This is a genomic window from Flagellimonas lutimaris (assembly GCF_051494225.1).
Taxonomy (GTDB): domain Bacteria; phylum Bacteroidota; class Bacteroidia; order Flavobacteriales; family Flavobacteriaceae; genus Flagellimonas; species Flagellimonas lutimaris_A.
In genome coordinates, this window is the sequence record NZ_JBNPYE010000002.1 from 329,921 (window position 1) to 356,300 (window position 26,380).

At 40.6% G+C, this 26,380-nt stretch carries 23 protein-coding genes; 7 read left to right on the top strand and 16 right to left on the bottom strand.

Annotation, left to right across the window (positions count from 1 at the left end):
• The first annotated feature begins 1 nt into the window (after position 1).
• The 4 genes from pyk (at position 2) to ACQQ5U_RS06690 (ending at position 3,290) form a co-directional block, all read left to right on the top strand.
• Entirely contained in the window at positions 2-1,444 is a 1,443-nt protein-coding gene (gene pyk, locus ACQQ5U_RS06675) for a pyruvate kinase (RefSeq protein WP_437396199.1), read from the top strand.
• A 162-nt stretch (positions 1,445-1,606) separates the two neighbouring features.
• Positions 1,607-2,455 (top strand): helix-turn-helix domain-containing protein, encoded by an 849-nt coding sequence (locus tag ACQQ5U_RS06680; protein ID WP_437396200.1) that lies wholly within the window; start codon positions 1,607-1,609, stop codon positions 2,453-2,455.
• 92 nt (positions 2,456-2,547) lie between these two features.
• Complete coding sequence (locus ACQQ5U_RS06685; RefSeq protein ID WP_437396201.1) at positions 2,548-2,706, top strand: hypothetical protein; 159 nt, start codon at positions 2,548-2,550, stop codon at positions 2,704-2,706.
• Positions 2,707-2,741: 35 nt separating this feature from the next.
• A complete protein-coding gene (locus ACQQ5U_RS06690; protein ID WP_437396202.1) occupies positions 2,742-3,290 on the top strand; it encodes a carboxymuconolactone decarboxylase family protein in 549 nt (182 codons plus the stop codon).
• A 50-nt stretch (positions 3,291-3,340) separates the two neighbouring features.
• On the opposite strand, the gene ACQQ5U_RS06695 is transcribed toward ACQQ5U_RS06690, so the two are convergent.
• Positions 3,341-3,994 carry a TetR/AcrR family transcriptional regulator gene (locus ACQQ5U_RS06695; protein ID WP_437396203.1) on the bottom strand — a complete coding sequence of 218 codons (654 nt, stop codon included), beginning with the start codon at positions 3,992-3,994 and terminating at the stop codon, positions 3,341-3,343.
• A gap of 190 nt (positions 3,995-4,184) precedes the next feature.
• On the opposite strand from ACQQ5U_RS06695, the gene ACQQ5U_RS06700 reads away from it, so the two are divergent.
• Positions 4,185-6,965 carry a M16 family metallopeptidase gene (locus ACQQ5U_RS06700; protein ID WP_437396204.1) on the top strand — a complete coding sequence of 927 codons (2,781 nt, stop codon included), beginning with the start codon at positions 4,185-4,187 and terminating at the stop codon, positions 6,963-6,965.
• A gap of 35 nt (positions 6,966-7,000) precedes the next feature.
• Here ACQQ5U_RS06700 and dinB read toward each other — a convergent pair whose 3' ends face one another.
• Positions 7,001-8,101: a DNA polymerase IV gene (gene dinB, locus ACQQ5U_RS06705; RefSeq protein ID WP_437396205.1), complete on the bottom strand. Its 1,101-nt coding sequence runs from the start codon at positions 8,099-8,101 to the stop codon at positions 7,001-7,003.
• A gap of 27 nt (positions 8,102-8,128) precedes the next feature.
• Here dinB and ACQQ5U_RS06710 point away from each other — a divergent pair, with 27 nt between their 5' ends.
• Both ACQQ5U_RS06710 and ACQQ5U_RS06715 read left to right on the top strand, forming a co-directional pair.
• On the top strand, positions 8,129-8,602 hold the full coding sequence (locus tag ACQQ5U_RS06710; protein WP_437396206.1) for a CYTH domain-containing protein: 474 nt from the start codon (positions 8,129-8,131) through the stop codon (positions 8,600-8,602).
• On the top strand, positions 8,596-9,273 hold the full coding sequence (locus tag ACQQ5U_RS06715; protein WP_437396207.1) for a lysoplasmalogenase: 678 nt from the start codon (positions 8,596-8,598) through the stop codon (positions 9,271-9,273). Before ACQQ5U_RS06710 ends, ACQQ5U_RS06715 begins: the two co-directional genes overlap by 7 nt.
• Here the strand turns inward: ACQQ5U_RS06715 and ACQQ5U_RS06720 are convergent, their stop codons facing one another.
• The 14 genes from ACQQ5U_RS06720 to ACQQ5U_RS06785 all read right to left on the bottom strand — a co-directional run bounded on the left by ACQQ5U_RS06720 (position 9,274) and on the right by ACQQ5U_RS06785 (position 26,312).
• The gene (locus ACQQ5U_RS06720) at positions 9,274-10,563 is read right to left on the bottom strand and encodes a Zn-dependent hydrolase (RefSeq protein ID WP_437396208.1); all 1,290 of its coding nucleotides are present in this window, start codon (positions 10,561-10,563) and stop codon (positions 9,274-9,276) included.
• Positions 10,564-10,617: 54 nt separating this feature from the next.
• Positions 10,618-11,757: a permease gene (locus ACQQ5U_RS06725; RefSeq protein WP_437396209.1), complete on the bottom strand. Its 1,140-nt coding sequence runs from the start codon at positions 11,755-11,757 to the stop codon at positions 10,618-10,620.
• Positions 11,757-12,956, bottom strand: a complete 1,200-nt coding sequence (locus tag ACQQ5U_RS06730) for a pyridoxal phosphate-dependent aminotransferase (protein WP_437396210.1) — start codon at positions 12,954-12,956, stop codon at positions 11,757-11,759. The genes ACQQ5U_RS06725 and ACQQ5U_RS06730 overlap by 1 nt, the downstream gene beginning before the upstream one ends.
• Positions 12,957-13,096: 140 nt before the next feature.
• On the bottom strand, positions 13,097-13,699 hold the full coding sequence (locus ACQQ5U_RS06735; RefSeq protein ID WP_437396211.1) for a TetR/AcrR family transcriptional regulator: 603 nt from the start codon (positions 13,697-13,699) through the stop codon (positions 13,097-13,099).
• Between the two features lie 5 nt (positions 13,700-13,704).
• Complete coding sequence (locus tag ACQQ5U_RS06740; protein WP_437396212.1) at positions 13,705-15,105, bottom strand: efflux transporter outer membrane subunit; 1,401 nt, start codon at positions 15,103-15,105, stop codon at positions 13,705-13,707.
• Positions 15,106-15,136: 31 nt separating this feature from the next.
• A complete protein-coding gene (locus ACQQ5U_RS06745; RefSeq protein ID WP_437396213.1) occupies positions 15,137-18,283 on the bottom strand; it encodes an efflux RND transporter permease subunit in 3,147 nt (1,048 codons plus the stop codon).
• 31 nt (positions 18,284-18,314) lie between these two features.
• Entirely contained in the window at positions 18,315-19,391 is a 1,077-nt protein-coding gene (locus ACQQ5U_RS06750; RefSeq protein ID WP_437396214.1) for an efflux RND transporter periplasmic adaptor subunit, read from the bottom strand.
• Between the two features lie 40 nt (positions 19,392-19,431).
• The gene (locus ACQQ5U_RS06755; RefSeq protein WP_437396215.1) at positions 19,432-19,911 is read right to left on the bottom strand and encodes a GbsR/MarR family transcriptional regulator; all 480 of its coding nucleotides are present in this window, start codon (positions 19,909-19,911) and stop codon (positions 19,432-19,434) included.
• 102 nt (positions 19,912-20,013) lie between these two features.
• The gene (locus tag ACQQ5U_RS06760; RefSeq protein WP_437396216.1) at positions 20,014-20,412 is read right to left on the bottom strand and encodes a hypothetical protein; all 399 of its coding nucleotides are present in this window, start codon (positions 20,410-20,412) and stop codon (positions 20,014-20,016) included.
• An 8-nt stretch (positions 20,413-20,420) separates the two neighbouring features.
• On the bottom strand, positions 20,421-21,440 hold the full coding sequence (gene pheS, locus ACQQ5U_RS06765; protein ID WP_437396217.1) for a phenylalanine--tRNA ligase subunit alpha: 1,020 nt from the start codon (positions 21,438-21,440) through the stop codon (positions 20,421-20,423).
• Positions 21,433-22,125: a hypothetical protein gene (locus ACQQ5U_RS06770; protein WP_437396218.1), complete on the bottom strand. Its 693-nt coding sequence runs from the start codon at positions 22,123-22,125 to the stop codon at positions 21,433-21,435. The genes pheS and ACQQ5U_RS06770 overlap by 8 nt, the downstream gene beginning before the upstream one ends.
• Before the next feature lie 12 nt (positions 22,126-22,137).
• On the bottom strand, positions 22,138-23,991 hold the full coding sequence (locus tag ACQQ5U_RS06775) for a SulP family inorganic anion transporter (protein WP_437396219.1): 1,854 nt from the start codon (positions 23,989-23,991) through the stop codon (positions 22,138-22,140).
• A gap of 101 nt (positions 23,992-24,092) precedes the next feature.
• Complete coding sequence (locus ACQQ5U_RS06780; RefSeq protein ID WP_437396220.1) at positions 24,093-24,719, bottom strand: carbonic anhydrase family protein; 627 nt, start codon at positions 24,717-24,719, stop codon at positions 24,093-24,095.
• Between the two features lie 9 nt (positions 24,720-24,728).
• On the bottom strand, positions 24,729-26,312 hold the full coding sequence (locus ACQQ5U_RS06785; RefSeq protein ID WP_437396221.1) for a SulP family inorganic anion transporter: 1,584 nt from the start codon (positions 26,310-26,312) through the stop codon (positions 24,729-24,731).
• Positions 26,313-26,380 lie beyond the last annotated feature (68 nt).

Consider the following 26,380-nt stretch of genomic DNA (forward strand, 5'->3'; position numbering starts at 1 on the left):
AATGCCAACGAGAAAGAAGACTAAAATTGTAGCAACCTTGGGTCCAGCCACCAGTAAGAAGGAAACCCTTAAGGAAATGATCCTGGCAGGAGTGGATGTTTTTAGAATAAACTTTTCCCACGCTGCCTACGAAGATGTTGCGGAACGAATTAAAATGATAAGGGAACTTAATGAAGAGTTGGAAATCAACACCGCCATACTTGCCGACCTACAAGGACCTAAATTAAGAGTTGGGGTCATGGGAGGTGAGGTCATTGTTGCTCCAGGTGATGAAGTCACTTTTGTTACAGGTGAACCTTTTGAAGGAACTGCAGAGAGGGTGTACATGAACTACCAAAGCTTTCCTAGGGATGTAAAAGCGGGAGAGCGCATTCTATTGGATGATGGTAAACTTATTTTTGAAGTAAAATCCACCAATGGAGATAATGAAGTAGTAGCGACCGTAATACAAGGTGGCCCATTAAAATCCAAAAAAGGGGTGAATCTGCCTAACACCAACATCTCTTTGCCAGCACTTACAGAGAAGGATATTAAGGATGCAATTTTTGCAATTGGCCAAAATGTGGATTGGATAGCTTTGTCCTTTGTACGTCATGCGCAAGATTTATATGACCTTCATAATTTGATCAAGGAACACACCGAACATAAAATCCCGGTTATTTCCAAAATAGAAAAGCCAGAAGCACTTGAAAACATTGAGGAGATTGTGAAGGCTTCCGATGGACTTATGGTGGCCCGTGGAGATTTGGGTGTAGAGGTTCCAGCACAAGAGGTTCCATTGATTCAGAAAAAATTGGTGCTCAGCGCCAAAAAAGGAAGAATTCCGGTGATCATTGCGACCCAAATGATGGAAACCATGATTACCAGTTTAACCCCAACACGTGCAGAAGTAAACGATGTGGCCAACTCCGTGATGGATGGAGCGGATGCCGTGATGCTCTCGGGAGAAACATCGGTAGGTAATTATCCTGTTCAGGTTATTGAAAAAATGTCGAGCATTGTATCCAGTGTCGAAGGTTCCAGCTTGATTCAAGTACCACAGACACCTCCACATATCAGAACAAATAGATACATTACAAAATCAGTTTGTTACCATGCGGCATTAATGGCCAACGAAATTGAAGCAAGAGCTATTTCCACATTAACAAATAGTGGTTATACTGCATTTCAAATTTCGGCATGGAGGCCCGCTGCGCACATTCTTGTGTTTACATCCAATAAAAGAATTTTGACTCAGTTGAATCTATTGTGGGGTGTAAAAGCATTTTACTATGATAAATTTGTATCTACGGACCAAACCATTGAAGATGTAAACCAAATAGCCTGCGAAAAAGGATTTTTGAACGTTGGCGATATGCTTGTCAGCTTGGCGGCAATGCCGATAAAAGAAAAAGGCATGGTGAACACCTTACGTGTAACCGAGATAGAGAGTTGTAATTTTTAAAAGCTCCAATAAATAAGTTTATATAAGGGTGTGCATTGAAAAAATGCACACCTTTTTTGTTTGCCTACTATTTATCATTTCAGCTACTAATGACAAGTTCGTACACTGTAAGTATGAACAAGAATATTGGACTAATTGTTCTGTAACGGAACGATCAAACCAATGAAACACGAATACAAAGATTCCAGATTAGGGGCCATTTTAGGCTTTACGGATGACATCAAAAGAGATCGAGAACGATTTTCCATTACATCAAAGACCATTAAATTTTTATGGAACAGAAATAACTGTCCATTGACTATTCAGATAGATGGAATGGATTTGGAATTGTTGCCCGATCAGATTATAACGGTTACCTATCTGCAACATGTCTCCTATTCAGAGACAAAGCTCCCTCTTTCCGCTATCCTTTTCAACAGGGAATTTTATTGTATATCCGATCATGATAGTGAGGTATCTTGCAACGGCATTTTGTTTTTTGGAACTCAGGACATCCCTATTATTACAATTCCCAAAGGCCAGTTGAACAAGTTCAATTTGTTGCACGATATGTTCATCGAGGAGTTTTCTACCCCGGACAATATTCAAGGCGATATGCTACAAATGCTCCTTAAAAGAATGATTATTATGAGTACACGTTTGGCAAAGGAGCAGCTCATTGTTAAAACACTAGGGAACGATCAAATAGATACCATCCGAAGATTCAATTTTTTAGTGGACCTGCATTATAAGACTAAGAGAAAGGTCAGTGATTATGCTGAAATGTTGTACAAATCACCGAAGACACTCTCCAATCTTTTTTCCATTTACAACCAAAAATCACCCCAACAGATCATTCTGGAACGAATTGCGTTGGAAGCAAAGCGACTCATCAATTTCACCGATAAGCAAAATCAGGAAATTGCCTTTGAACTAGGCTTTAACGACCCCGCCCATTTTAGTCGATTTTTCAAAAAAATGACCCAGATGACCCCATCGGAATACCGGGAAAACCTTCTTTTGGTAGCCTAAGGGAAAATTGGTCAAGCCATCGGGAAACCCTTCCTAACACCCACCCTCCTTTTGGAAGCATCTTTGCCCTGAAATTAAAAAACAGATAAAAGATGAAACCCACGGAAAAATCTATTTTCAATCTCATTGAGATTTTTAGAACATCACAGAAAACCCAAGCGCAGACCGTAAAGGTTTCGAAACACTGTGAGGAGAAATATCATCACGATTTCTACTGTGATGTGGAAAAACCTTTTGTACAGACGTATTAATCTATTTATAGCAATTCAATAAAAAGATTACAATTATGAGCACAATCAATGTACCTAAAAGAGAAGAAGTAAGTGCGGCCAATCAGGCCATTTTTGACAATCTGGAAAAAGCAGTGGGTTTTGTACCCAACCTTTTCGCCACCTATGCACACTCAGAAAATGCGTTGGCTAACTATCTTAACTTTTCTAATGCCAATACCTCATTAAAGGCCAAAGAAAAAGAGGTGGTTAATTTGGCCGTGAGTCAGGTAAACAACTGTATTTACTGTTTGTCCGCACACACGGCAATTGGTAAAATGAACGGTTTTACGGATGAGCAAATTTTAGAGCTAAGGGCAGGTAAAGCCTCTTTTGACGAAAAACTGGATGCTTTGGCACGTTTGGCCAAAAACATCACCGAAAATAGAGGAGCAACAGATAGCCAGGTGTTGGATAATTTCTTTGCAGCCGGATGGACCAAGGAAAATTTAATTGACACGATTGCCTTGGTGGGAGATAAAACCATCTCAAACTATCTCCATAGCACTACAAAAGTTCCTGTTGATTTTCCAGTAGCGCAGCCTTTGGAAACCGTAGAAGCTTAGAAAGTAAAAATTGCTATTTTAAAAGCTCCTCCAATACTGGCGGGGCTTTTTTATGTCAGTTCAGATTCAATGAAAAGTGAGGAAGCTATACTTTTGGCCATAAAAATCGGCCAATCATTTTTAAACAAGTGACTTTCCGTAACCGCACTTTCATATAAAAGATAAAGACCTCCCGATATTTTTTCTATTTCCGCCCTGGAAAGATTGGATATATTATCACCGACAACCTCTCCCAAATATAAAAGCAACTCCTTTTTCTGCTGTTGAATTACGCTAAGAATGGTGGTTTGATCGGGTGAAAGTTCGCCAAGTGTTTTAAGACCCCAACAACCCTGGAAATTTTCTTCAAGATACATATCCCGTAACAAATCAAAAATGGCCAGTAGCTGGGTTTTACTTTCATTTCTTTGCCCAACATAGCTTTTAAGGCTATTCATGAAGATATCGTGCCGCTGATTGAGATAAGCAACGCAAATATCCTCTTTAGACTTAAAGTGACTGTAAAGCGTAGCTTTTGCAATATCGCACTTGATTATAATTTCGTTGACCCCTGTTGAGTTATATCCTTGGGAATAGAAAAGATTCCCCGCAGAGGATATAATATGCTCGTGCAATTCATTTCGTTGCATAAGATGAGAAAGAATATAGTTAATGGCGGTCGATGGTGCTACAAAGTAATAAAGAAAATATGGGTGAGACAACATAGTGCAGGGCAAAATTTTGAAATTATAAGATGATTTAATTTCTATAGCTAAAAAGGCAGGAAAAGTAATTCTTAAAATCTAGGGGCTTTCTTATGAATGCGGTAACTAATTAAAATCGTGTTGATTGTAAACTATTTCTTATATTGTAGAGAGCAATTTTATCAATCAAAATAATTAAAACACTACCAAAATGAAAAAAGTACTTCTGGCCTTGTTTATGGGCCTTTTATGTTTTCCCATTGGTTATGGGCAAGAATTTCAGTTTAAAGCGGATGACATAGACATCGATTACAAAACGTACACTTTAAAAAATGGTCTTACCCTTTTAGTTTATGAAGACCATAAAGCACCTATTGCCGCCGTCAATGTTTGGTATCACGTTGGATCTAAAAATGAGAAACCCGGGAAAAGTGGATTTGCACACTTATTTGAGCATTTAATGTTCAATGGAAGTGAAAACTACAATACCGATTATTTCCAAGCTTTGGAAAGTATAGGGGGAACCGATTTAAATGGAACCACCAACACAGACCGGACCAACTACTTTCAAAATGTTCCTGTTTCGGCCTTGGATCAAGTTTTGTTTTTAGAGTCCGACCGAATGGGGCACTTGTTAGGTGCCATTGACCAAGAAAGATTGGACGAGCAACGAGGTGTTGTGCAAAATGAAAAAAGACAGGGTGAAAATCAACCATACGGAATGCAGTGGGATTATTTGACCAAGGCCATGTATCCCAAAGGACACCCTTATTCATGGACCGTGATTGGTGAGATGGAAGATTTGAACGCCGCCTCTTTGGAAGATGTACAGGATTGGTTTAAATCCTATTATGGGGCAGCCAATGCCGTTGTTGCCATTGCGGGAGATGTGGATGCTGAGGAAGCACATCAAAAGGTAATCAAGTATTTTGGAGATATTCCTTCGGGTCCTACCGTGGAGCGTCAAGAAGTTAATATCCCCAATAAAATTTATGATTCCCGTCAAGAATACCAAGATCGTGTTCCTGAGACAAGAGTATTATTTGCTTGGAATTCCCCTCCATTTGGGTTTAAAGAGGACTTACACTTTGACCTAATCTCGGCTATTCTTACCAGTGGCAAGAACTCAAGGTTATATCAAAAATTTATATACCAAGATCAGTCGGCCAGTGCTGCTGTTTCTTTTCAGGCATCAAGTGAGATTGCGAGTCGATTCATCACCTATTTAAATGTAAAAGCGGGAGAAGATCCTGAAAAGTTAGAGAGGGAACTTCAGGCAGAGATTGATAAATTTATCAAAGAAGGCCCAACAGAAGAAGAACTTAAAAGAGTAAAGGCGAATTACTTTGCCAATTTCATCAAGGGTATGGAGCGAATAGGAGGCTTCGGTGGAGTTTCGGATATTCTCGCATCCAATCAAACGTATCATGGAGATGCATCTTACTACAAAACAAAATTGGAATATGTTGAAGAAGCCACTATAGCAGATCTACAGAAAACCGCTGCTAAATGGCTCACCAAAGGGAAGCACATTTTGGTTTGCAAACCGTTTCCAGAATATGATATTGTAGAATCTTCCGTGGATAGGAGCAAGTTGCCTGAGCTTGGAGCGCCAAAAAGTTCCAAATTTCCAGAACTCCAGCGCACACAATTATCCAATGGACTTAATGTAGTTTTGGCCCAGCGCGAAGGAGTTCCCACGGTAGTTATCAATTTAGTTGCCGATGCAGGTTACAAAACCGATTACTTGTCCAGTCCTGGGACGGCGAATTTGGCCATGAATTTAATGGATGAGGGAACCAAAGACAAAACTTCCCTTGAAATCAATGAGCAGCTTCAACTCCTAGGGGCATCTTTAAGCACCTTTTCAAGTCAGGATCAATCTAACGTGTACATGAGTACTTTAAAGCCAAGTTTGGATGCCAGTCTGGATTTATTTATGGACGTGGTCCTAAACCCTGTTTTCCCCGAGAAGGAATTCGAGAGACTTCAAAAAGAACAGATCAATAACATAAAACAAGAAAAATCGCAACCCATAACCATGGCTTTGCGGGTCATGAACAAGTACCTTTATGGAGAAGATCATCCATACAGTAGTCCTTATACGGGAACTGGATATGAGGATACCGTTTCAAAATTGACCAGGGAAGATGTTGTGGAATTTTATAATACATGGTTCAAACCCAATAATTCTACCTTAATTGTTACGGGGGATGTTGATATGAACGAGTTGAAATCCAAATTGGAAAAAACACTGGGTAAATGGAAGAAGGGTGATGTTCCGACCATTGCGTTCAACGAGCCCAAAACCAATTCAAAGAATACACTGTATTTGATGAACAGGCCAGAATCCCAACAATCTGTAATTCTTGCTGGACATTTGACTGAAAAATACGGTGATGTAAACGAAATAGCCCTAGAGCAAATGGTGAATATTCTTGGAGGTGATTTTACTTCCCGAATCAATATGAACTTAAGGGAAGACAAACACTGGTCCTACGGAGCGGGAGGTTTTGTTATGGGCTCCAAGGAAGAGCGTCCGTTTATTGTTTATGCACCGGTGCAAACTGATAAGACTGCTGAATCCGTTACCGAAATCAGAAAGGAAATTTCGGAATTCACTTCTACACGTCCAGCAACCAGCAAAGAACTGGAGAAGGTAAAAACCAATCAAGTACTGAAACTTCCTGGCCAATGGGAGACCAACAGCTCGGTGAACAGTTCGGTTAGGAACTTGATTCGATACGATTTACCTGACGATTATTATCAAAAATATGATCAGAATGTAAGAAACCTTTCTGTGGATGATATCGGAAAAGTGAGCAATGAAGTGGTACAGCCAGAAAAGGTAAACTGGTTTATGGTAGGGGATAGAGCTGAAATAATAGATAAACTGGATGAACTTGATTTTGACAACATCATAGAAATCGATGCCGATGGTAATCCAAAAAAGCCAGTAGTAGAACCTGTTAAGACAGATATCAAAAATTAAAAAAATGAAGCCTCCCAATCGGGAGGCTTTTTCTTTTAAAAATCAAATTTGAGCTGAACAAGCACCGTTTCTTTTTCTTCGCTCTTTTTCTCTTTTTCAGTATTGAGATTGGCCAAGGAAATGCCCAACAAACGTACCGAATTTTCCAAAGAAGATTGATACAACAGTTCTTTGGCGGTTTCCAAGATCAAATCCTTGCTTGCAATAAAATAGGGAAGGGTCTTGCTGCGTGTCTGCAGGGTAAAATCGCTGTATTTGATTTTTAAAGTGACTGTTTTTCCTGCAATTTCCGATTTTTGAAGCCTTCTTTCCAATTCGGCGGCAATATTTTCCAGTTTCTCCAACATAAATATCTCGCTGCTCAGGTTCTCAAAAAACGTTCGCTCCGCACCTACAGATTTGGGAATTCGATGAGGTTTTACGCTACTCAAGTGAATTCCGCGGACTACATTGTAATAGTAGCTACCACTTTTTCCAAAATGGTCCTCCAAAAATTCAAGGGATTTTTTCTTTAAATCGAGTCCGGTAAAAATACCCAAGCGATACATTTTTTCGGCGGTTACTTTGCCCACACCGTAGAATTTTCGAACGTCCAGTTCCTCCAAAAATTCAAGGACTTCTTCGGGGTTTACCGTTTTTTGTCCGTTGGGTTTGTTGCAATCGCTGGCGACCTTGGCTATAAACTTGTTTATGGAGATTCCAGCCGAAGCCGTCATCCCAGTTTTATCAAATATTTTTTGCCGAATTTCTCGGGCAATCAAAGTAGCGGACGGATTTCCTTTTTTATTCTCGGTCACATCCAAATAAGCCTCGTCCAAGGAAAGCGGTTCCACCAAATCCGTGTATTCAAAAAAGACACTCCGGATCTGCATGGAAACCTCTTTGTAACGATCAAATCGGGGCTTTACAAAAATGAGGTCAGGGCAATTTCTTCTCGCAATAGATCCAGCCATGGCACTTCGCACTCCAAATTTTCTTGCCTCATAACTAGCGGCCGAAACCACACCTCTTTTGGAGCCTCCACCTACGGCAATAGGTTTACCTTTAAGTTCGGGGTTGTCATGCTGTTCTACGGACGCATAAAAGGCATCCATATCCACATGAATAATTTTTCTTAAAGGAAAATCAAAGTCCATTTTCAAATTTAGGGTATATTTAGTTTGATGGAACATTTGGAAATAGAACGTAAATTTTTAGTCAGGTCTGATGGGTTTAAACAGAAATTCACATCCCAAACGCGAATAGTACAGGGATTCCTGAACACGGACCCCGATCGAACAGTTAGGGTTAGAATAAAGGGTGATAAGGGTTTTTTGACCGTTAAGGGAGCCAGTAACGAATCAGGAACCACCCGATTTGAATGGGAAACGGAAATTACTGCTGCAGAAGCGGCCAATCTTATTGACCTTTGTGAAGCAGGTATTTTGGAAAAAATAAGGTTTGAAGTGCCTTTTGGCAACCATTTGTATGAAGTAGATGAGTTTTTAGGGGAGAATAAAGGTCTCGTTTTGGCAGAAATTGAATTGAACCATGAGGACGAACGTTTTGAAAAACCAGATTGGTTGGGCGAGGAAGTAACAGGTCAAATACAATACTATAATTCCCAGTTAAGTAAAAAACCGTTTAAGCAATGGTGAGTAAAGCACCGCGTGCAGCGAGAACAATCAACCTATTGATTGTTTTAAGCGCCATTTTGGGCGTTTTGATGGAGGTCTTGGGTAATAGAACAGTATATATGATCTTAAAGCCATTGACCACTATTCTGGTGACTTCTTTATTATTTTTTCTGCCCAAACAAAAGTCTTCCAAGTTTAAAAAGTTAATGATTTCTGCGTTGTTGTTTTGCTTGTTGGGGGATATACTTTTGTTGTTTTCAGCTTATTTTGTGTTCGGACTCGCCGCTTTTTTGGTAGCACATATCCTATTTACAATTGGGTTTATAAACCTTAAAGGATTTCACCCGCATTGGATTTCTTTTTTGATTCTGTATGCCATTGGGATCTCATTGTTCTTTTGGTTGAAACCTGGGTTGGGAGACTTTATGATTCCTGTCGGTGGTTACGTGGTGGTTATTTGTTTTATGGCATGGCAAGGTATTGGGCTTTTCCTTAAGGAAAAGAGAAAAGAATTTCTTTGGATAGCCATAGCTGTCTTGCTCTTTATGTTTTCCGATACTATGATTGCCATATCAAAATTCAAAACAGATTTTGATTATTCCAGCATTGTGATTTTAAGCACCTATTGGTTAAGTATTGGTTTGATTGCGAATGCTGCTAGAAAGATTATTTTGGCAAGTAACCCTGAATAATCAATCCAACTTTTTATCTAACGACAAAATAGTGCGCAAAAGCACATTGGCACCGTTTGCCATATCTTCTGCTGAAGTAAACTCTTTGGGTGAATGACTAATTCCTCCTTTGCTCGGCACAAAAATCATCCCCACAGGCGCAAATCTTGATATATCTTGAGCATCATGGCCGGCACCGCTGGGCATATATTGATAGCTTAACCCAAGTGCTTTGGCAGATGATTCGATTTCTGTTTGGATGCTTGTATCGGTCAAGGCTGGTTCCGCAGTTGTGTCCAACGGTAAAAATTCTACAGACACATTGGACGCTTCGGCTATTTCTTCTGTTTTTTTCTTGATGGCCTGATACACTTTTTGAATCACCTCCAAAGACAAATCACGGATTTCCAGACTAGCGGTTACCTTTCCTGGAATTACATTGGGTGCACCTGGTTCCGCCTTGATTCTACCCACAGTACCCACTTGAGTTCCTTCAAAACTATTGGTGATCTCATTTACCGCTACAATATATTTGGCAGCAGCCAACAACGCATCTTGTCTGGCGTTCATGGGGGTGGTGCCTGCGTGATTGGCGAAGCCTGTAAAGACTACATCCCACCAATTAAGGCCAACAATGCCTTCTACCACACCAATATCCAGATTTTCTTTTTCAAGCTTACCTCCTTGTTCAATATGAAGCTCTAAAAAAGCGGCCAAGCTCCCTTTTTCGCGTTTGGCATCAGCAAGTTTTGTGGTATCACCACCAATTCTCATGATACCTTCACCCATGGAATATCCTGTCGAGTTAACAACCGAAAGGGCAGATTTACCTAAGTTTCCCGCCATGGCCCTGCTACCCATTACCCCACCTTCTTCATTCGGAAAAATGATGACTTCCAATGGATGTTTGGTTTTGATATTGTTCTCGTTCAGGATTTCAATCACTTCCAGGGCTGCCATGGAACCTACACAGCCATCATAATTGCCTCCATTGGGTACCCTATCAATATGGGAACCAAAAGCTATTGGTTTTTTTGATGAATCTGTTCCTTGCCTTGTTCCAATAATGTTTCCTGCAGCATCAACCTTTACCTCCATGCCAAAACCTTTTAGGGTTTTGATCACCCAATTTCGGGCATCGATATCCGCATCACTAAAGGCAACACGTTCCGTTTCTCCATTTTCCTGCAGACCAAATTCGGCAAGATCAAATATCCGATCTTCAAGTCGGGCTTGATTGACTTTTGGTTGTTGAGCAGATAGCGCTCCAACAAAAAAAAGGGTCAAAACAGTAGGGAGTAGTTGTTTCATGATTTCATGATTTTTTGAAAGTTAGGAATTTAAAAACAACTTTTCTTCGGAAACCTAGGCAGCTTTTTCTGTGGCAGCAGAATTTATTTCATGATCGATTAATTTTTGTCCTGACCACTTTTTTTTGCTGACACCACTGATCAATGGAATGGCAAAACCAACTGTTAAGAGCACAACGGCCATCATGAAAATATTGAAAGGGTTCACAAAGAACGAACCGCTGTTTAAAGTTGCCAAGATCAAGATAGTGGACAATGGGAATGACAATGCCAATATGGCCACACCAAAGTCACTACTGAATGTTTTTTTCTTGGATTTTTTGTCCATCTCCATACTATCTACCGCTGCGATATGGGCGTAGGGCCAAAAACTACAGGCGCTTAGGCCAAAGGCCAGGATTAATAATATCTCATTTCGTGCCTCAATTCCTGATAGCACCACAAAAACACCTGAAATCAATAAAACCAAACCTGCACGGGTGCACAACAATGAGAAAATTTGAAAGAATTGTTTCCTTTTGATTTTCACGGCCAATCCGATGAATAATAACACCAAAGGCGTCATGATCAAACTTAGCTTCTCCAAGGTTTCGCTCATAAAAAATGGAAGTGAATCCATGCTAAGGCCAAACGCCAGTAAAACCAAAGCAGCGCCGATAAAAACGTTTACGGGCTCTGATACCATGGCTTTGATCAAGGGCTTTAACTTGGTACCACCATTTCTCTTTTCATTGGACTGAAGGCTGTAGTGCCAGTTCATGGCCACCAAATACAAGAAGAACAGTACAAAGACCTTGTTTCCAAGATCAGACATGGCTGCCTTTGCGAGATATTCGTCTCCTAAAAACTCTAATATAAAAGGAAAGGAAGATAATCCCGGGGCCAAGGAAGGCACCAATAATTTGGCGGTTCTGTACTCGGAAGTTCCTTTGCCAATACCCATGAGGGGCAAAATAAAGGGCATGGCAAAAAACAACAATAGGTTAAGCCCAAGCGCTAACAGGGGCAATATTAATAGGTGTAATTCCACCTTTACCCCTAACAACGCAATAAAAATGGTCGCGGGCAATGCTAGGTTAAGAATTACCTTTTTTATTCCCGTAATTTCCTCCTTGGATTTAAATTTTACCTTGAGTAAAACCCCAATGAAGATGAAAAAAAGAAATACAATGGTTTTTTGAATGCCTACATCCACTATACCAACACTTTATTGAGTGCGGCGGTAAATGTTTTCATTTCGTCCATGGTTCCCATACTTACACGGCACCAGTTTTGATCCATAAATTCGAAAGCACGGACTCCCACCTTTAACTCGGTCATTTGCTCTAAGAACGCCTGGCCCTCCATTTCAATAGGGAAAATGATAAAACTTGTTGAAGAAGGAACATAAGAAGTGATGCCCATTTTTTCTAGACTCTTATAGACGTAATCTCGGCACTCGGCATTGAGGTTACGGGATTTTTCAATGAAAGCATCATCATCCATGGCAGCCATTGCGGCATATACAGAGGGTAAGGAGATTCCCATACCTCCTCTTGTTATTTTTTGTATTCTTCCCAAAGTTTCTTCTTGGGCGACAGCGTATCCAACACGCATCCCCGCCATACCGTGGATTTTGGAGAAGGTTCGGGCAATGATTACATCTTTACCTTCATTTACCAAGGAAACCATGCTCTTTTTGGCTCCTTCGTCCAAGAACCATAGGTAGGCTTCATCCACAAATACGGGAACTTTTTCAGATACTCGAGAACAGAAATCGACCAATTCCTCATGGTCCGTCATGGATCCAGTTGGGTTGTTTGGGTTACAGATGTAGACCAATTTGGTGTCATCATCAATTGCTTCCTCCATGGCCTTTAGATCATGTGACCAGTCATCTTTTAAAGGAATAGGTTTCCATGAAGCACCAACGGATTCCGCTACTCTAATAAGAGACATATAAGCTGGGTCAGCGGAAACTACATTACCTCCGTTCATAAAGAAAACCATGGCTGTTTTTTCCAACAAGTCGGAAGAACCGGGGCCCATCATAACATTTTTGCTCTCAACTCCTTCAAAATCTGCAATTTTGTCCACTAATTGGAACAATTCCTTCCATGCATATCTGTTTCCTCCGGAAGCTGAATTTTTAAAGGCTTCCAAGGCCATTGGTGATGGACCATAGGGATTCTCGTTGGCATTCAATTTTGCAGCCAATTCTGGAAAGATTGTATCAGGCTTTGGTAAATACTCTTTAAAGAAAGGACTATAGATTGCATTGCCCTCGGCATCCAAGGTTAATGGAACTTTTGGCGTTTCGGCCAATCCAATATATGGTAAGGCCATTGCACCCCCTGCAGTGAGCACACTTTTTCTTATCCAATCGCGTCTGTTGATTTTAGTTGTAGTTCCCATTGGTTTTTAGTTTTTTAGAAGAAATTAAAAATATGTGATCATTTTGCCAAAAACAACGATAAAACGATAAAAATCAACGATTTATAAGAGAATGTATTAAAATTAAAGGAAGTTTTTTAAAGAATTGTTAACTGGAACTACTATTGAAGGGGGCTTTTTTGAAGATATGAAAACGTTAATATGCCCCGTAGGTTATTGATAATGATATGGTCTAGCAGTTCATGAAGGTTATATTCATCGAACAAATTGGCCTTGGAATAGACAATTTCTTCCATTCGGGACAAAAAAAGTGTGCAAACCAACTCAATATTAACATTGGTTCTGACCTGTCCCAATTCCTGTGCTTTTTTTAAAAGCGGACATACAATATCCCAGACAATGTCATGCTTTAGCTGGGAATATATCTTATAGGCCTTGGGATAATATTTGCTGAGCCCATATAAAAAAGAAGGGTTGAGTTCCTGAAAGGCCATCAACCCTCGCTTATATATATAAATTATGGTGGTAAGAGGTTGTTCTTCATTTGGGTTTTCGAGCATATATTCATCCATGTCACCACGGATTTTGTTTAAATATAACTGAAAACTTTCCTTTACCAGTTTTTCCTTACTGTTAAAATGTTTATAGAGGGTTTTTTTCGAAATGCCCAGGTTCGTGGCCAATTCATCCATGGAGAATCGTTTGCTTCCGAATTTGGTAAAGTTCTCAATGGCATAGGCTAATATGTAGGCTTTATCTCCCACGATTATTATTTCCAGCCTCCACCAAGTGCTCTATACAATTCCACAATGGAACTCAATTGCGCATATTGCGAATCCACATAGTTAAGCTCGGAGTTCAAGGCGTTTTGCCTAGCAGTCAACACTTCCAAATAGTTGGCAAGACCATTATTGAGCAACTCTTCGGAATAATTCTCTGCTGTGGCATAAGCACCAAACTCTTTGGAACGAGCTTCCAATTTTTTTGTTTCAGCATCGTAAGTATACAGGGCATCGCTCACTTCTCGTCCAGCTGTAAGCAAAGCTTGTTTGTAACTCAACAAAGCTTGTTCCTGTTGTGTTTTGACCACTTCCATTTGAGTGCGTAGTCGTCTTCCGTTAAAAATGGGTTGTGTCAAGGATCCCACCAAACTGGAAAATAGAGAGCTGGCATCCAGCCAATTTTCAAACTGCAAACTTTGAAATCCTCCGTTAGCAGATAAACTTAAAGAAGGATACAGACTGCTCTTTGCTACATTGGTCAGTTCAAAAGCGTTGATGAGACCGTATTCTGCCTGCATTACATCTGGGCGATTGGCGAGCAATAAATAAGGTACTCCTGTACTCAATTCAGTATCGATCGTTTGATTGTCCAAACTACCCCGTTGAATTTCCTGAGGAGCTTCACCAAGAAGAATGCTAAATGCATTTTCCAATAGCTTGATGTTGTTCTCAAGGTCAATCACTATAATTTCGGTGGTGTGTACTTGGGCTTCGGTTTGTTTTACTGCAACCTCTGTTACCTGTCCTGCATCTTTAAGGGCGATTGTGGTCTCCAAACTGTGCTTTCTGGATTCCAAGGTTTGTTTGGAAACTTCCAGCTGTTTATCCAAGGCCAGCAATTGATAATAGGTTGAGGCAATGCTGGCAATCAAGTTGGTTTTTACCGCTTGATGGGCTGAAACACTTTTCAGATAAGCAGCACCAAAAGCTCTTTTGTTGCTTCTTATCTTGCCCCAAATATCAGCTTCCCATGAAAGGGCACCAGATAACTCATATTGCTCCAAGGGACGGGTGAAAAAACTACCAAACTGACTGTTTTGCGAGTTTTTTGTTCTTGTAAAACTAGCTGTTCCAGATAAAGTTGGATAATACCCTGCCTTTCCTTGTTTTACATAAGCTTCCGCGGCTAAAACATTCTGAAGGGCGATCCTGATATCGATGTTGTTCTCCAAACCTTCTTCAATGTAGGATTTCAATTGTTGGTCTTTGAACAAGTCCCTCCATGATACATCTGCCATAGAAATACTGTCCTGTGGCAAATTATCGGTTCGGTAAAGGTTTTCGGTTTCTATTTCCGGTCTTGAATAGTTTTTGGCCACGAAGCAAGATTGCAGTAATAACGGAGCCGTTAATATCAAGAGTAGTTTATATGTGGATCTAATTTTCATGGATGATATACTTTGTTTGGTCAAAGAATAATTAGGCATTGCTTTCATTTTGAATTACTTCAGGCTTTCCGGAAATACGCTCCTGAAGCGCTTGGAAGACTACAAAGAGCACAGGAATAATGAACACCCCCAAAATGGTACCAACGAGCATTCCTCCAACAGCACTGAGTCCAATGGATTGATTGCCAATTGCCCCAATGCCTGACGAAAGGGCGAGTGGCAATAGACCAAAGATGAAGGCAAATGATGTCATAAGAATTGGACGCAGCCTGGCGCGAGCACCATCCGCAGCCGCATCGAACAAAGATAGCCCTGCCTTCCTTCGCTGTAATGAAAACTCAACAATCAGAATAGCGTTCTTGGCCAAAAGACCAATAAGCATGATTATAGCAATCTGAAAGTAAATGTTGTTTTCCAATCCTCCCAGATTTACAAATAGAATGGCTCCCGCAATCCCTACAGGTAAGGAAAGTAAAATTGCAAACGGCAAAATATAACTTTCGTACTGGGCGCTCAACAAGAAATACACGAACACCAAACTTAAAATAAATATGATAATGGTCTGGGAACCAGAATTGCTCTCTTCTCGGGTAAGGCCAGAATAATCATAAGTATAAGAGGTTGGTAACACTTGGGCGGTCACTTCTTCAATTGCCGTAATGGCATCACCGGTACTATATCCTGGATTGGGAACCCCTGTTATTTTTACAGAACTCAAAAGGTTGAATCGTTGCACAACTTCTGGACCATAAATCTTTTTGAGGGTAACAAATTGACTTACGGCAACAGATTCCCCATTGTTGTTCCTAACAAAAATGTGGTTTAAGGAATTTTCATTGGCACGATCTTCGGGCTTGGCCTGGATCATTACACGGTATTGCTTACCGAACTTATTAAAGTCAGTTGAGTAAATACCACCATAATATCCTTGAAGGGCATTAAAAATGTCGGTAGCAGAGAATCCAGCCATTTTAACTTTCTCTATATCAATATCAAGGTTATATTGGGGAAACCCAGGATCAAATTGGGAAATGGCATACTGTATTTCCGGTCTCGCATTAAGGGCTCCCAAAAATTGGTTCTTCACATCATTGATGGAATTCCAGTCTTCACCAGTCTTGCTCTGCAGTTGCACTTCAAAACCGGAACTGGTACCAAACCCTTGAATACTCGGAGGGGTAAAATAGATGATTTCCGCATCTTTAAATTGAGCCGACATCGCAAACAATCGCTGTATGGTAGCATTTACGGATAATGAGTCTGCTTTCCTTTCATCCCAGTGCTTCAATTTCATAATAGAGAATGCGTAGGAACCGGCACTTACCCTGTTCAGCAAACTAAACCCGGCTACGCTCATCCTGGCATCAATTATATCCATAGAAGCATAAATGGAATCCAGCTGCATAATAGTTTCCTCTGTTTTTTCAATGGTAGTTCCAGGGGGCATACTTACGTTGGCGAAAATAATCCCACGGTCCTCATTGGGTACGAAACCGGCCGGTGTGGTCTTGAACAAATAAATGGCCAAACCTGTGAACGCTGCCAACATAAATACGGTTAACCACTTTCGCTTTACCAGATTTCCAACGGTATTGGTGTATTTGTTGGTGATAGCTGTAAACCCAACATTGAATGCTCTAAAGAACTTGCTCGATAGATTTTCCTTTTTCCCTTTTTCATTATTGTGTGGCTTAAGGAAAAGTGCGGCCAAAGCAGGGCTCAGGGTCAAGGCATTAATGGCAGATATCAAAATTGCCACGGCCAGGGTAATACCAAATTGCTGGTAGAACACACCAGATGATCCTTGGATAAAGGAAACAGGGATAAATACAGCTGACATTACCAAAGTAATGGAGATGATGGCACCTGAAATTTCTCCCATAGCTTTTTTAGTGGCTGTTTTTGCGGAGTCTGCCCCTTCTTCAAGTTTGGCGTGAACTGCTTCTACTACCACAATGGCATCATCCACCACAATACCAATCGCTAAGATCATCGCGAATAGGGTTAGCATATTTATGGAATACCCGAACAATTGCAGGAAGAAAAATGTACCTACAATGGCCACGGGAACGGCAATGGCGGGAATAAGTGTTGACCTAAAATCTTGAAGGAACAGGAATACAACAATAAATACCAGGATAAATGCCTCGATTAATGTTTGTACTACATGATCAATGGATGCATCTAAAAAATCCTTGGAGTTGAAAGGGATAACATAATCCATTCCTTTAGGGAATTCTCCCTGACTTTCGATCAAGATATCCTCAATCTGATCAATAATCTCTTTTGCATTGGATCCTGAGGTTTGGTATACCCCCACCGCAACACCGGGGTTGCCCATTCCAGAGTTCTTTCTTACGTAACTCAATGCTCCAAGCTCTATTTCAGCAACATCTTTTAGTCGAAGAAAACCTCCATCATCGGTAGTTTTAAGAATAATGTTTTCATATTCCTTTACCTCAGATAGACGGCCTTTGTATTTCATCACATATTCAAAAATACCATCGGCGTTTTCACCAATTTTACCTGTTGCAGCTTCTCTGTTTTGCTCCCTCAGTGCAGCTTGAATGTCCGCAGGCACCAAATTGTAGGCAGCCATTTTATCTGGGGAAATCCAAATTCGCATGGAGTAGTCCTTGGAACCAAATACGTTTACATTACCAACACCCTTAACCCTTTGTAGTTTCGGCACCAAGTTGATCTTGGCATAGTTTTCTACAAATGTGGCGTCGTAATCTTCGTTCTTGCTAAATAGGGAGAAAAACATTAGGGCACTGTTCTGTGCCTTCTGAGTGGTTACTCCAGTTTGTATAACTTCTTGGGGCAAGAGACTGTTGGCTCTGGCAACCCTATTTTGAACGTTTACGGCTGCAATGTCCGGGTCAACACCAAGTTCAAAGAAAACACTAATATTGGCCGCACCATCGTTACTGGCAGATGAGGTCATGTAGGTCATTCCCTCCACACCATTGATTTGTTCTTCCAAGGGAATCACGACACTTTTAAGCACCGTTTCGGCGTTGGCACCGGTATAATTGGCGTTAACCTGAACAGTGGGTGGTGCAATCTCTGGATATTGTTCTACGGGCAATGTACTTAGTCCCAGAATACCTAATATCAAAATGATAACGGATATTACCGTGGAGAGTACAGGACGATCTATAAATTTTTGGAACATATATAATTTGTTCTATAAATGATTGATACGATTATTGTTTTACCGGATTGATGGTTTGGCCATCTTTTAACTTGGACACTCCTTCGGTTACGATGGACTTTCCTTCTTCCAGACCTTCGTTCACAATAAATTGGGTATCGGTTTGGGCAACGATTTTCAATGGTTTCGTGTTTACCGTATTATCATCGTTAAGTACATACACCATTTTGGTACCTTGAAGGTCAATGGTGGCAAATTGCGGAATCACAAAAGTAGCCTCGTAAGTGGATGGAACCTTTATAGTGCCCGTGCTACCGGAGCTCAACAATAGGTTAGGGTTGTCAAAATCTGCCCTAAGCGTCACACTTCCTGTAGAAGGGTTGATGATGTTATTGACCATTGCAATTTTACCTTTCTGCGGATAAGTTTCTCCATTGATCATAACCAATTCTACATCTGGAGTATTCTCGTAAGAAGCAGTAGTACCATTGTTGGTCATTTCTGTTTTCATTTGCAATAGCTCTTTCTCTGTCATGGAGAAATAGGCTCGAATACCGCTGATATCTGAAACCATTGTCAAAGGCTCCCCCATTGTGCTACTCACCAAGGCGCCAACTTTGTATGGAATTTCACCAATGTACCCATTTACTGGGCTTAGAATATTGGAGTAGCCAATGTTTGCTGTAATACTGCTATAGTTACTTTTTGCTCGTTCCAATTGGGCTTTGGCAGTTTCTAATTGTACTTCGCTGATTATGTTTTTCTCAACTAATGGGACCAGCTTGTTTACCTCCACTTGGGCGACATTTACAGCCGCTTTGGCCGCTTGGGCATCTTGGGAAAGTGTTTGGGTTTCCAGTTTAAAGAGCAATTGTCCCTTTTTTACTTGCTGACCTTCTTCCACATGAATTTTTTGAACAAACCCAGAAACTTTAGGCCAGATTTCAACATTCTGTATCCCTTGAATGTTAGTGGAGTAGGAATTGTATAGGGTGATATCCTGCTTTTTCAGTGTGCTTACTTTAAGTGAGGGTGTTTGGAGTGAAGCAGCTTGCTGCTGATTTTTCCCTCCACAGGATATGATCAAAAGTGCAACTGCTGATACTAAGATTGATTTGATTGTTTTCATTTAAGAATTTACTTTGCTGTGTTTATGGTTGTTGGAGTGGTTACTCATTTAATATTGATTCAAGCTTTTTGATTGATTTCTTTAAAATCTTTTCGTTTTCGTTGGCATAATCAAGGTATACCTGGGTTCTCACCTGGCCTTCTTCATACTTTTTTGGACTATGCTTTTTATGGTAGTCCAAAACCAAGGTGATGATATTTTTTTCAGTCTCTACTCGGTTCAAGTTTTCCTGAAGTTTGGAAAGAAAAAATGTTTTTTTCTTCGCAGTGATGAAATACCTTCTTCTATCACCGGGTTTGGTAAAATAGGTGACCAAGCCCATGTTTTGCAACAGATTTAAAGAGGTGGAGGTGGAACTTTTGCTGGCGCCTCTTTTCATCAAACAATCTTCAAAAGTAATTCCATCCTCATCGGTCAATATAAGTATTGCGTATATGCGGGCAGCCAAAGGAGGTAGGTTGTACTCTTTTTCTAAATGGAGCCCTAAAGTTTCAATTATTTCTTCTTTCGTCTTTTCCATAAGTGGATTTTAAAGAGACAAAAGTAATGTTGGTTCGGAACAAACCGAACTAACAAGAACTAAATTTTTGTTAAAAGAACGTTTTAGTTCGTAAAACACCCATCAACCCTCAGGAAGAATCCCTTCCTTATCTATGATTGGGATTGTGGTAAGGTTGTCTTCTGCAATAGTATGTTTAGGAAATAGAAACCTTTTTTCAAATAGTTTGTTTTCGGCAAAAAAGGTAACAAAGAATTCATTATTGAGTGCTAGCACCTCTTCTTGTAGCAATTCAATTTTTTTAAAGGATTTTGGTTCAAGAACCCCAATACCGTGGCGTATGGTAGAGGTTTTTGTATCCCCGTCGAAGCCTTTGGAAACCACAATGGTCATTTCAATGGCATCCGTTCTGTTATTAATGAGGTAGGCATTCCAATCTTTGGATAGAAATTCATCGTTCCACTCACGAATTACTGCAACATGGACATCCTTGGCTACGGGAATTTCAATATCCTTTTTCATAAAATGTTTTACAGAGCGCTTTTGAACTGTTCCAAGAAACGAACATCATTTTCGCTGAGCAATCGAATATCGGAAATTTGATGAAGCAAGAGTGCGATACGGTCTATTCCCATACCAAAGGCAAAACCAGAATATACTTCGGGATCTATACCGCAATTTTTAAGCACATTGGGGTCCACCATACCACAGCCCATAATTTCCAGCCAACCGGTACCTTTGGTCATCCGATAATCTGTCTCGGTCTCCAAGCCCCAGTAAACATCAACTTCCGCGCTGGGTTCCGTAAACGGAAAATAAGAAGGGCGTAATCTAATTTTTGACTTGCCGAACATTTCGGAGGTGAAATATTGCAAGGTCTGTTTTAAATCGGCAAAGGATACATTCTTGTCCACATACAAACCTTCCACCTGATGGAAAAAGCAATGGGAACGAGCTGAAATTGCTTCGTTTCTATAAACCCTTCCAGGGGAAATGGTCCTAATAGGAGGTTTGTTGCCTTCCATATATCTTACCTGTACGGATGAGGTGTGGGTGCGCAATAGGATATCCGGATCCGTTTGGATAAAAAAAGTATCCTGCATATCTCGGGCAGGGTGGTATTCCGGAAGATTTAGTGCTGTAAAGTTGTGCCAATCATCTTCTACTTCTGGCCCTTCAGAAACATTGAACCCGATTCTTGAAAAAATGTCAATAATTTGATTCTTTACAATGCTGATAGGATGACGGGAACCTATTTCAACAGGCTCGCCGGGACGTGTCAAGTCACCATATTTTCCAGTAGCCTCAGATTGGTTTTCCAAGGTCTCCTTAAGTTCGTTGACCTTTTCGGTAGCGGCGGTTTTCAATTCGTTGACAACCTTGCCAAAATCTTTTTTCTGCTCGTTGGGTACATTTTTAAATTCGGCAAAGAAACTGTTCAAAAGTCCTTTTTTCCCCAAATACTTAATTCGGAAAGCTTCAATTTCTTGAATTGAGGTCGAAGTAAATTCTTTTACTTCGGCGATGTGTTCCTTAATGGTATCAATCATGATTGCTTGCGCTATTGGCGGACAAATTTAGCAAATTGTCATTGAATATATAAGCAATAAGAAAATGTACTGCAATTCCACCCAAAAGATGCCACAACCAATGTGTGCCCATGGGGAAGAAATTTTGATGCAGATCAATGCTTCTAAAGAAAATGGCGATAGCAAAAATTAAGAAGGCTGTCACGACCAAACTTATGTTTTTGCCTTTTGTTTTTATCAAATACCACGTAATTGGAATGAGAATAGTGGCAGCTGTAATCACATATCCCAAAGAAATTCTCCATCCCGCTGGAAGCGGAAGAATCCGAAGCAAAAATGATGCGCTGAGCAATACGGTGATCCAAAGCAGCCTTTTCCACCAAGAGTTTACGAGCTTAAATATAAAGTATATGACCAAGGCGGCACAGAGCAACATGATGGGCATCCAATCCAATCGGAGCCAAAATTCATGGCTGCGCGTGGCATGATACACCGTGCCTCCAACATAGCTAATCCCTATAATGGGAAGCATCCAAGCCAAAAATTGATGCTGTCTTGGGTTTCGATATACCTTGATGCCCCAGTAAACGATCAACACCAGAAAAATGAGATTGCTATAAGTATTAAACGGTTCTACGGGAAACCTGCCATCAATTGTTTCTAGATATATGGGACCTGAATCTTGTGGAAAATCCTGTATTGGCATTAAAATCGTATGTTATACCTTGGAATTTAAATTTTGATCCACCCATTCCAAGCAGGCGTTAAAGTTTTCGAAGATGTTTTCTTTTGGAATCAGGTCTGGAATAATATCTATTCGCTCCAACATATACTTGGGCTGATCCAATATATTGACCAAAAGAATAGTAACATCTTTTCGCTTTAAATCCTGCAATACATCCTCCATGGCATATAGCCCGGTTTGGTCCATATACTGCATTCTGCCCATTCGTATAATCACGGTGGAGGCATTTTCAGGTATTTTGGAGGCCAATTGTTGAAACTCATTTGTGGAACCAAAAAACAAGGGTCCTTTGATGTGCTTTATAAAAACGTCATCTTTGATTTTTTGAGGAATATTTTTCTCATCGGACCAGGATTCTTCACGCAATGCCCTTACATTCGAGTGCAATGCGGTAAGGTCTCCAATTTTCTTCATGAACATCAGGGAAGCGATAACCAAGCCGATGCCAACAGCATAAACCAAGTTCCAAACGGATGAAAGCACCATGACCACCAGCATGACTATGACCTCTGAACTCAACTTTAGGGGGCCTAATTTTATGTCTTTTGGCAAGTGTGGAATGGCTTTCAAACCTCTGTAATCCATCACACCAATACCTACGGTTACCAAAATGCCTGCCAGTACAGCAGCTGGTATTTGGGATGCCACGGGACCCAATGCGAGTAGAACAATGAGTAAAAGCACACCAGCGACCATACCGGAAAGTTTTGTTTTCCCTCCGGAGTTGATGTTCACCACAGTTCTTATGGTGGCCCCTGCGCCTGGAATGCCTCCGAAAATGGCCGCTATACTGTTCCCTATACCTTGACCTATCAACTCTTTGTTAGGTTTGTGCTTGGTCTGGGTCATATTGTCGGCAACAACGGATGTAAGCAAAGAATCTATGGCACCAAGGAGGGCCAAAGTAAAAGCAGTAAAAATATATGGAGTAATACTATCTAAGTTAAATGTTGTAAAAACCTCAAGATTGGGAATTGGCAAACCACTGGGAATCTGTTCAATGGGCCTGTAATCCATTTTAAACCCAAAGGCCACACCCGAAACAACAATCAATGCCACTAGCGTGCTGGGAATAGCCGTGGTTATCCGTTTAAAACCATAAATAATGATAATGGTAGCCAGGGCCAGAGCCAGTTCCAACCAATTAATATTTTTCAAGGCTCTGGGAAGCACTTTAAAAGTTCCAATAACTCCTGATGCTTCTTTGGAGGCTAGGATGCCAGCTTCTTTTAGCATATCTGCAGGGGTAATTTTGTCAGCACGTTTTATGGTCTCTGTAAAATCTTCCAAAACCAAAATACCCTCACCAGCTTCTTCCTGAAGGATATTTTCCAAAATTTGTTCCTCAGCTTCCGGCATAAATTGATTTACATAAGCTTCGTCTTTCTCAGGATAGTACCCAACGGCAGGCAATAGTTGAGTCACTAGAATAATAATGCCAATAGCTGTCATAAAGCCTGAAACTACGGGGTATGGAATGTATTTGATATATTTTCCCATTCCCAAAAGCCCCAAACCTACCTGCATGATTCCTGCCAATAAAAAAACAGTAAGAATAGCAGGGAGCGCCTTGTTGATGTCGCCATCGTTCATGGCTATAATACCTGCAACGGCAACCATACTTACGGCGGTCATTGGAGCGGTTGGGCCGGAAATTTGTGTGTCGGTGCCCCCAAAAAGCGCGGCAAAAAAACTAATGAAAATAGCACCGTACAGCCCAGCACTTGGTCCCAGTCCGGAGCTCACCCCAAAGGCAAGAGCCAAGGGCAGGGCAACAATGCCTGCAGTGATACCTCCGAACAAATCTCCCTTTAGGTGTTTAAACATGGTATGGTTATTAATATGTAGTTTGAATATAGCAATATTACAAATACAAAATGCCAATGGATACAATCCACTGGCATTTGTTGCTAAAAGGATTCTTTGTGTTACATAAAAGTGACCTTTCCATCTGAGATGTCGCACATGGCACCCACAATGGCAATTTCTTTATTTTCTTCCATCTCTTTTAAAATGACACTTTGGTTTCTTATGTTTTCCAAGGTCATTTCAACATTCTTGACAGAAACAGCATCAACAAAATCTAAGTTTTCGGAATTCCGCTGGGATTCTTCTTTTGGTTCCTTAACGGCATATACAGCAGGTTCTATTTTATTTATAAGGGCAGTTAGATTGCCTAGACGTGCATGGTCGCAAGCTCCTTTTATGGCTCCACAACTGGTATGCCCTAAGACAACTATGGTCTTAGTTCCTGCTAATTTACAGGCAAACTCCATACTGCCCAGAATATCTTGGTTAACAAAATTTCCTGCTATTCGAATACTGAAAATATCACCTAAGCCTTGGTCAAAAACAAGTTCTGCCGAAACCCTGGAGTCTATGCAGCTCAAAACAGTGGCAAATGGAAATTGCCCATCTTTGGTATCATTGACTTGCTCCAAAAGGTTTCGGTTTGCTTTTAAATTTTGTTGAAAACGCTGATTGCCTTCCTTTAAAAATTGAATGGCTTTTTCAGGCGTCATCGTCGATTGTGTTTCTCTTGTATGTGCTTTCATATGTATATTTTATGCCGATTTTTTCGGTGTTAGATTAAAAAATTCTATATAACTGTCAGGATTTTCAACCTCACCTTTTTCGGATATAATTTTTATGTCGATGTTTCTATTCTTTGCTTTATCGGAGAAATCCTCTAAGATTTCTACAATATCATTATCAAGAAAACGGGTTTTTCTAACGTCTAATTCAAGGTATGAATTTTCAGGTAGACTATCCAGTTCTTTTAAGATTGCTCCTTTATTGAAAAAGGTTACTTCTTCTGCCAATGTCATTTTAATTTTATGAACTCCATTACTTTTATCCTCAATATGAAGGAAGTGGGAGTTTTGGTAACTTTTTATTAGAACAACTACGATTCCAACTCCAAGACCTAAGCTTATTCCCACTAAAAGGTCTGTAAAAACAATACCTACCACGGTTACCACAAAGGGAACGAATTGTTTCCAACCTGCTTGGTACATGGTTTTGAACAGGCTGGGCTTCGCAAGTTTATATCCTACAATAAATAGTATGGCTGCCAAAACAGATAGTGGAATCATGTTGAGCAGGGTTGGGATTATAATAACCGAACCCAAAAGCAAAAATCCATGAATGATGGCGGACGCTTTTGTTTTACCTCCGGATTGAATATTGGCGGAGCTACGGACGATAACCTGAGTCACTGGAAGACCTCCAACCAGACCCGAAAGCATGTTTCCGACTCCTTGGGCCCTAAGTTCACGGTTGGTGGGCGTTGTTCTTTTATCGGGATCTAATTTATCCGTTGCTTCCACACAGAGCAAGGTCTCCAAGCTGGCCACCAAAGCAATGGTGAAACCTGTTACCCATACATCAGGGTTGGTTATGGCGGAAAAGTTTGGGAAACTAAAAAATCCCAAGAACGATTCAATACTATCAGGAACGGGAACTTTCACCAAATGTTCAGCAGAGATACCCCAAGTGTCATCGCCTTGCGTCAATGTAAAATAAACGATCCCAATTACTACGGCGACCAATGGACCTTGAATAAGCTCAAAGATTTTGGATTTTTTTGTCAAAACCTGCCCCCACAAGATTAGTATGGCCAAGGCAATAACCGCAATTAGGGTTGCACCTGGACTTATAAAGTTGACGGTATTAATAATTTCACTAAATGTGTTTTCACCATCTACCTGAAAGAATGACCAATCACCTTCCGGGTCGGCATCATAACCGAAAAAATGCGGTATTTGTTTTAGAATGATAATGATACCAATACCGGTAAGCATTCCTTTAATTACCGAGGATGGAAAATAATAAGCAATAACTCCCGCTTTTAAGAATCCGAAAATAAGTTGAATGATGCCGCCTAAAACCACAGCGACCAGAAAATTTTGATAACCCCCCAAGGTTCCAATAGCAGTAAGAACAATGGCGGCGAGTCCCGCAGCAGGACCGCTCACCCCAATTTGCGAACCACTAAGGCCCCCAACTACGATACCGCCGATAATACCTGCAATGAGTCCCGAAAATAAAGGGGCCCCACTGGCCAGTGCAATACCTAAGCAAAGGGGTAGTGCTACAAAAAAGACGACAATACTGGCAGGTAAGTCATTTTTAATATACTTGAACATAATAAGTAAGATTAGTCCTCTGCATCAGATGAATTTTGATGGAGGACGATTAAAAATTGATTTGAATG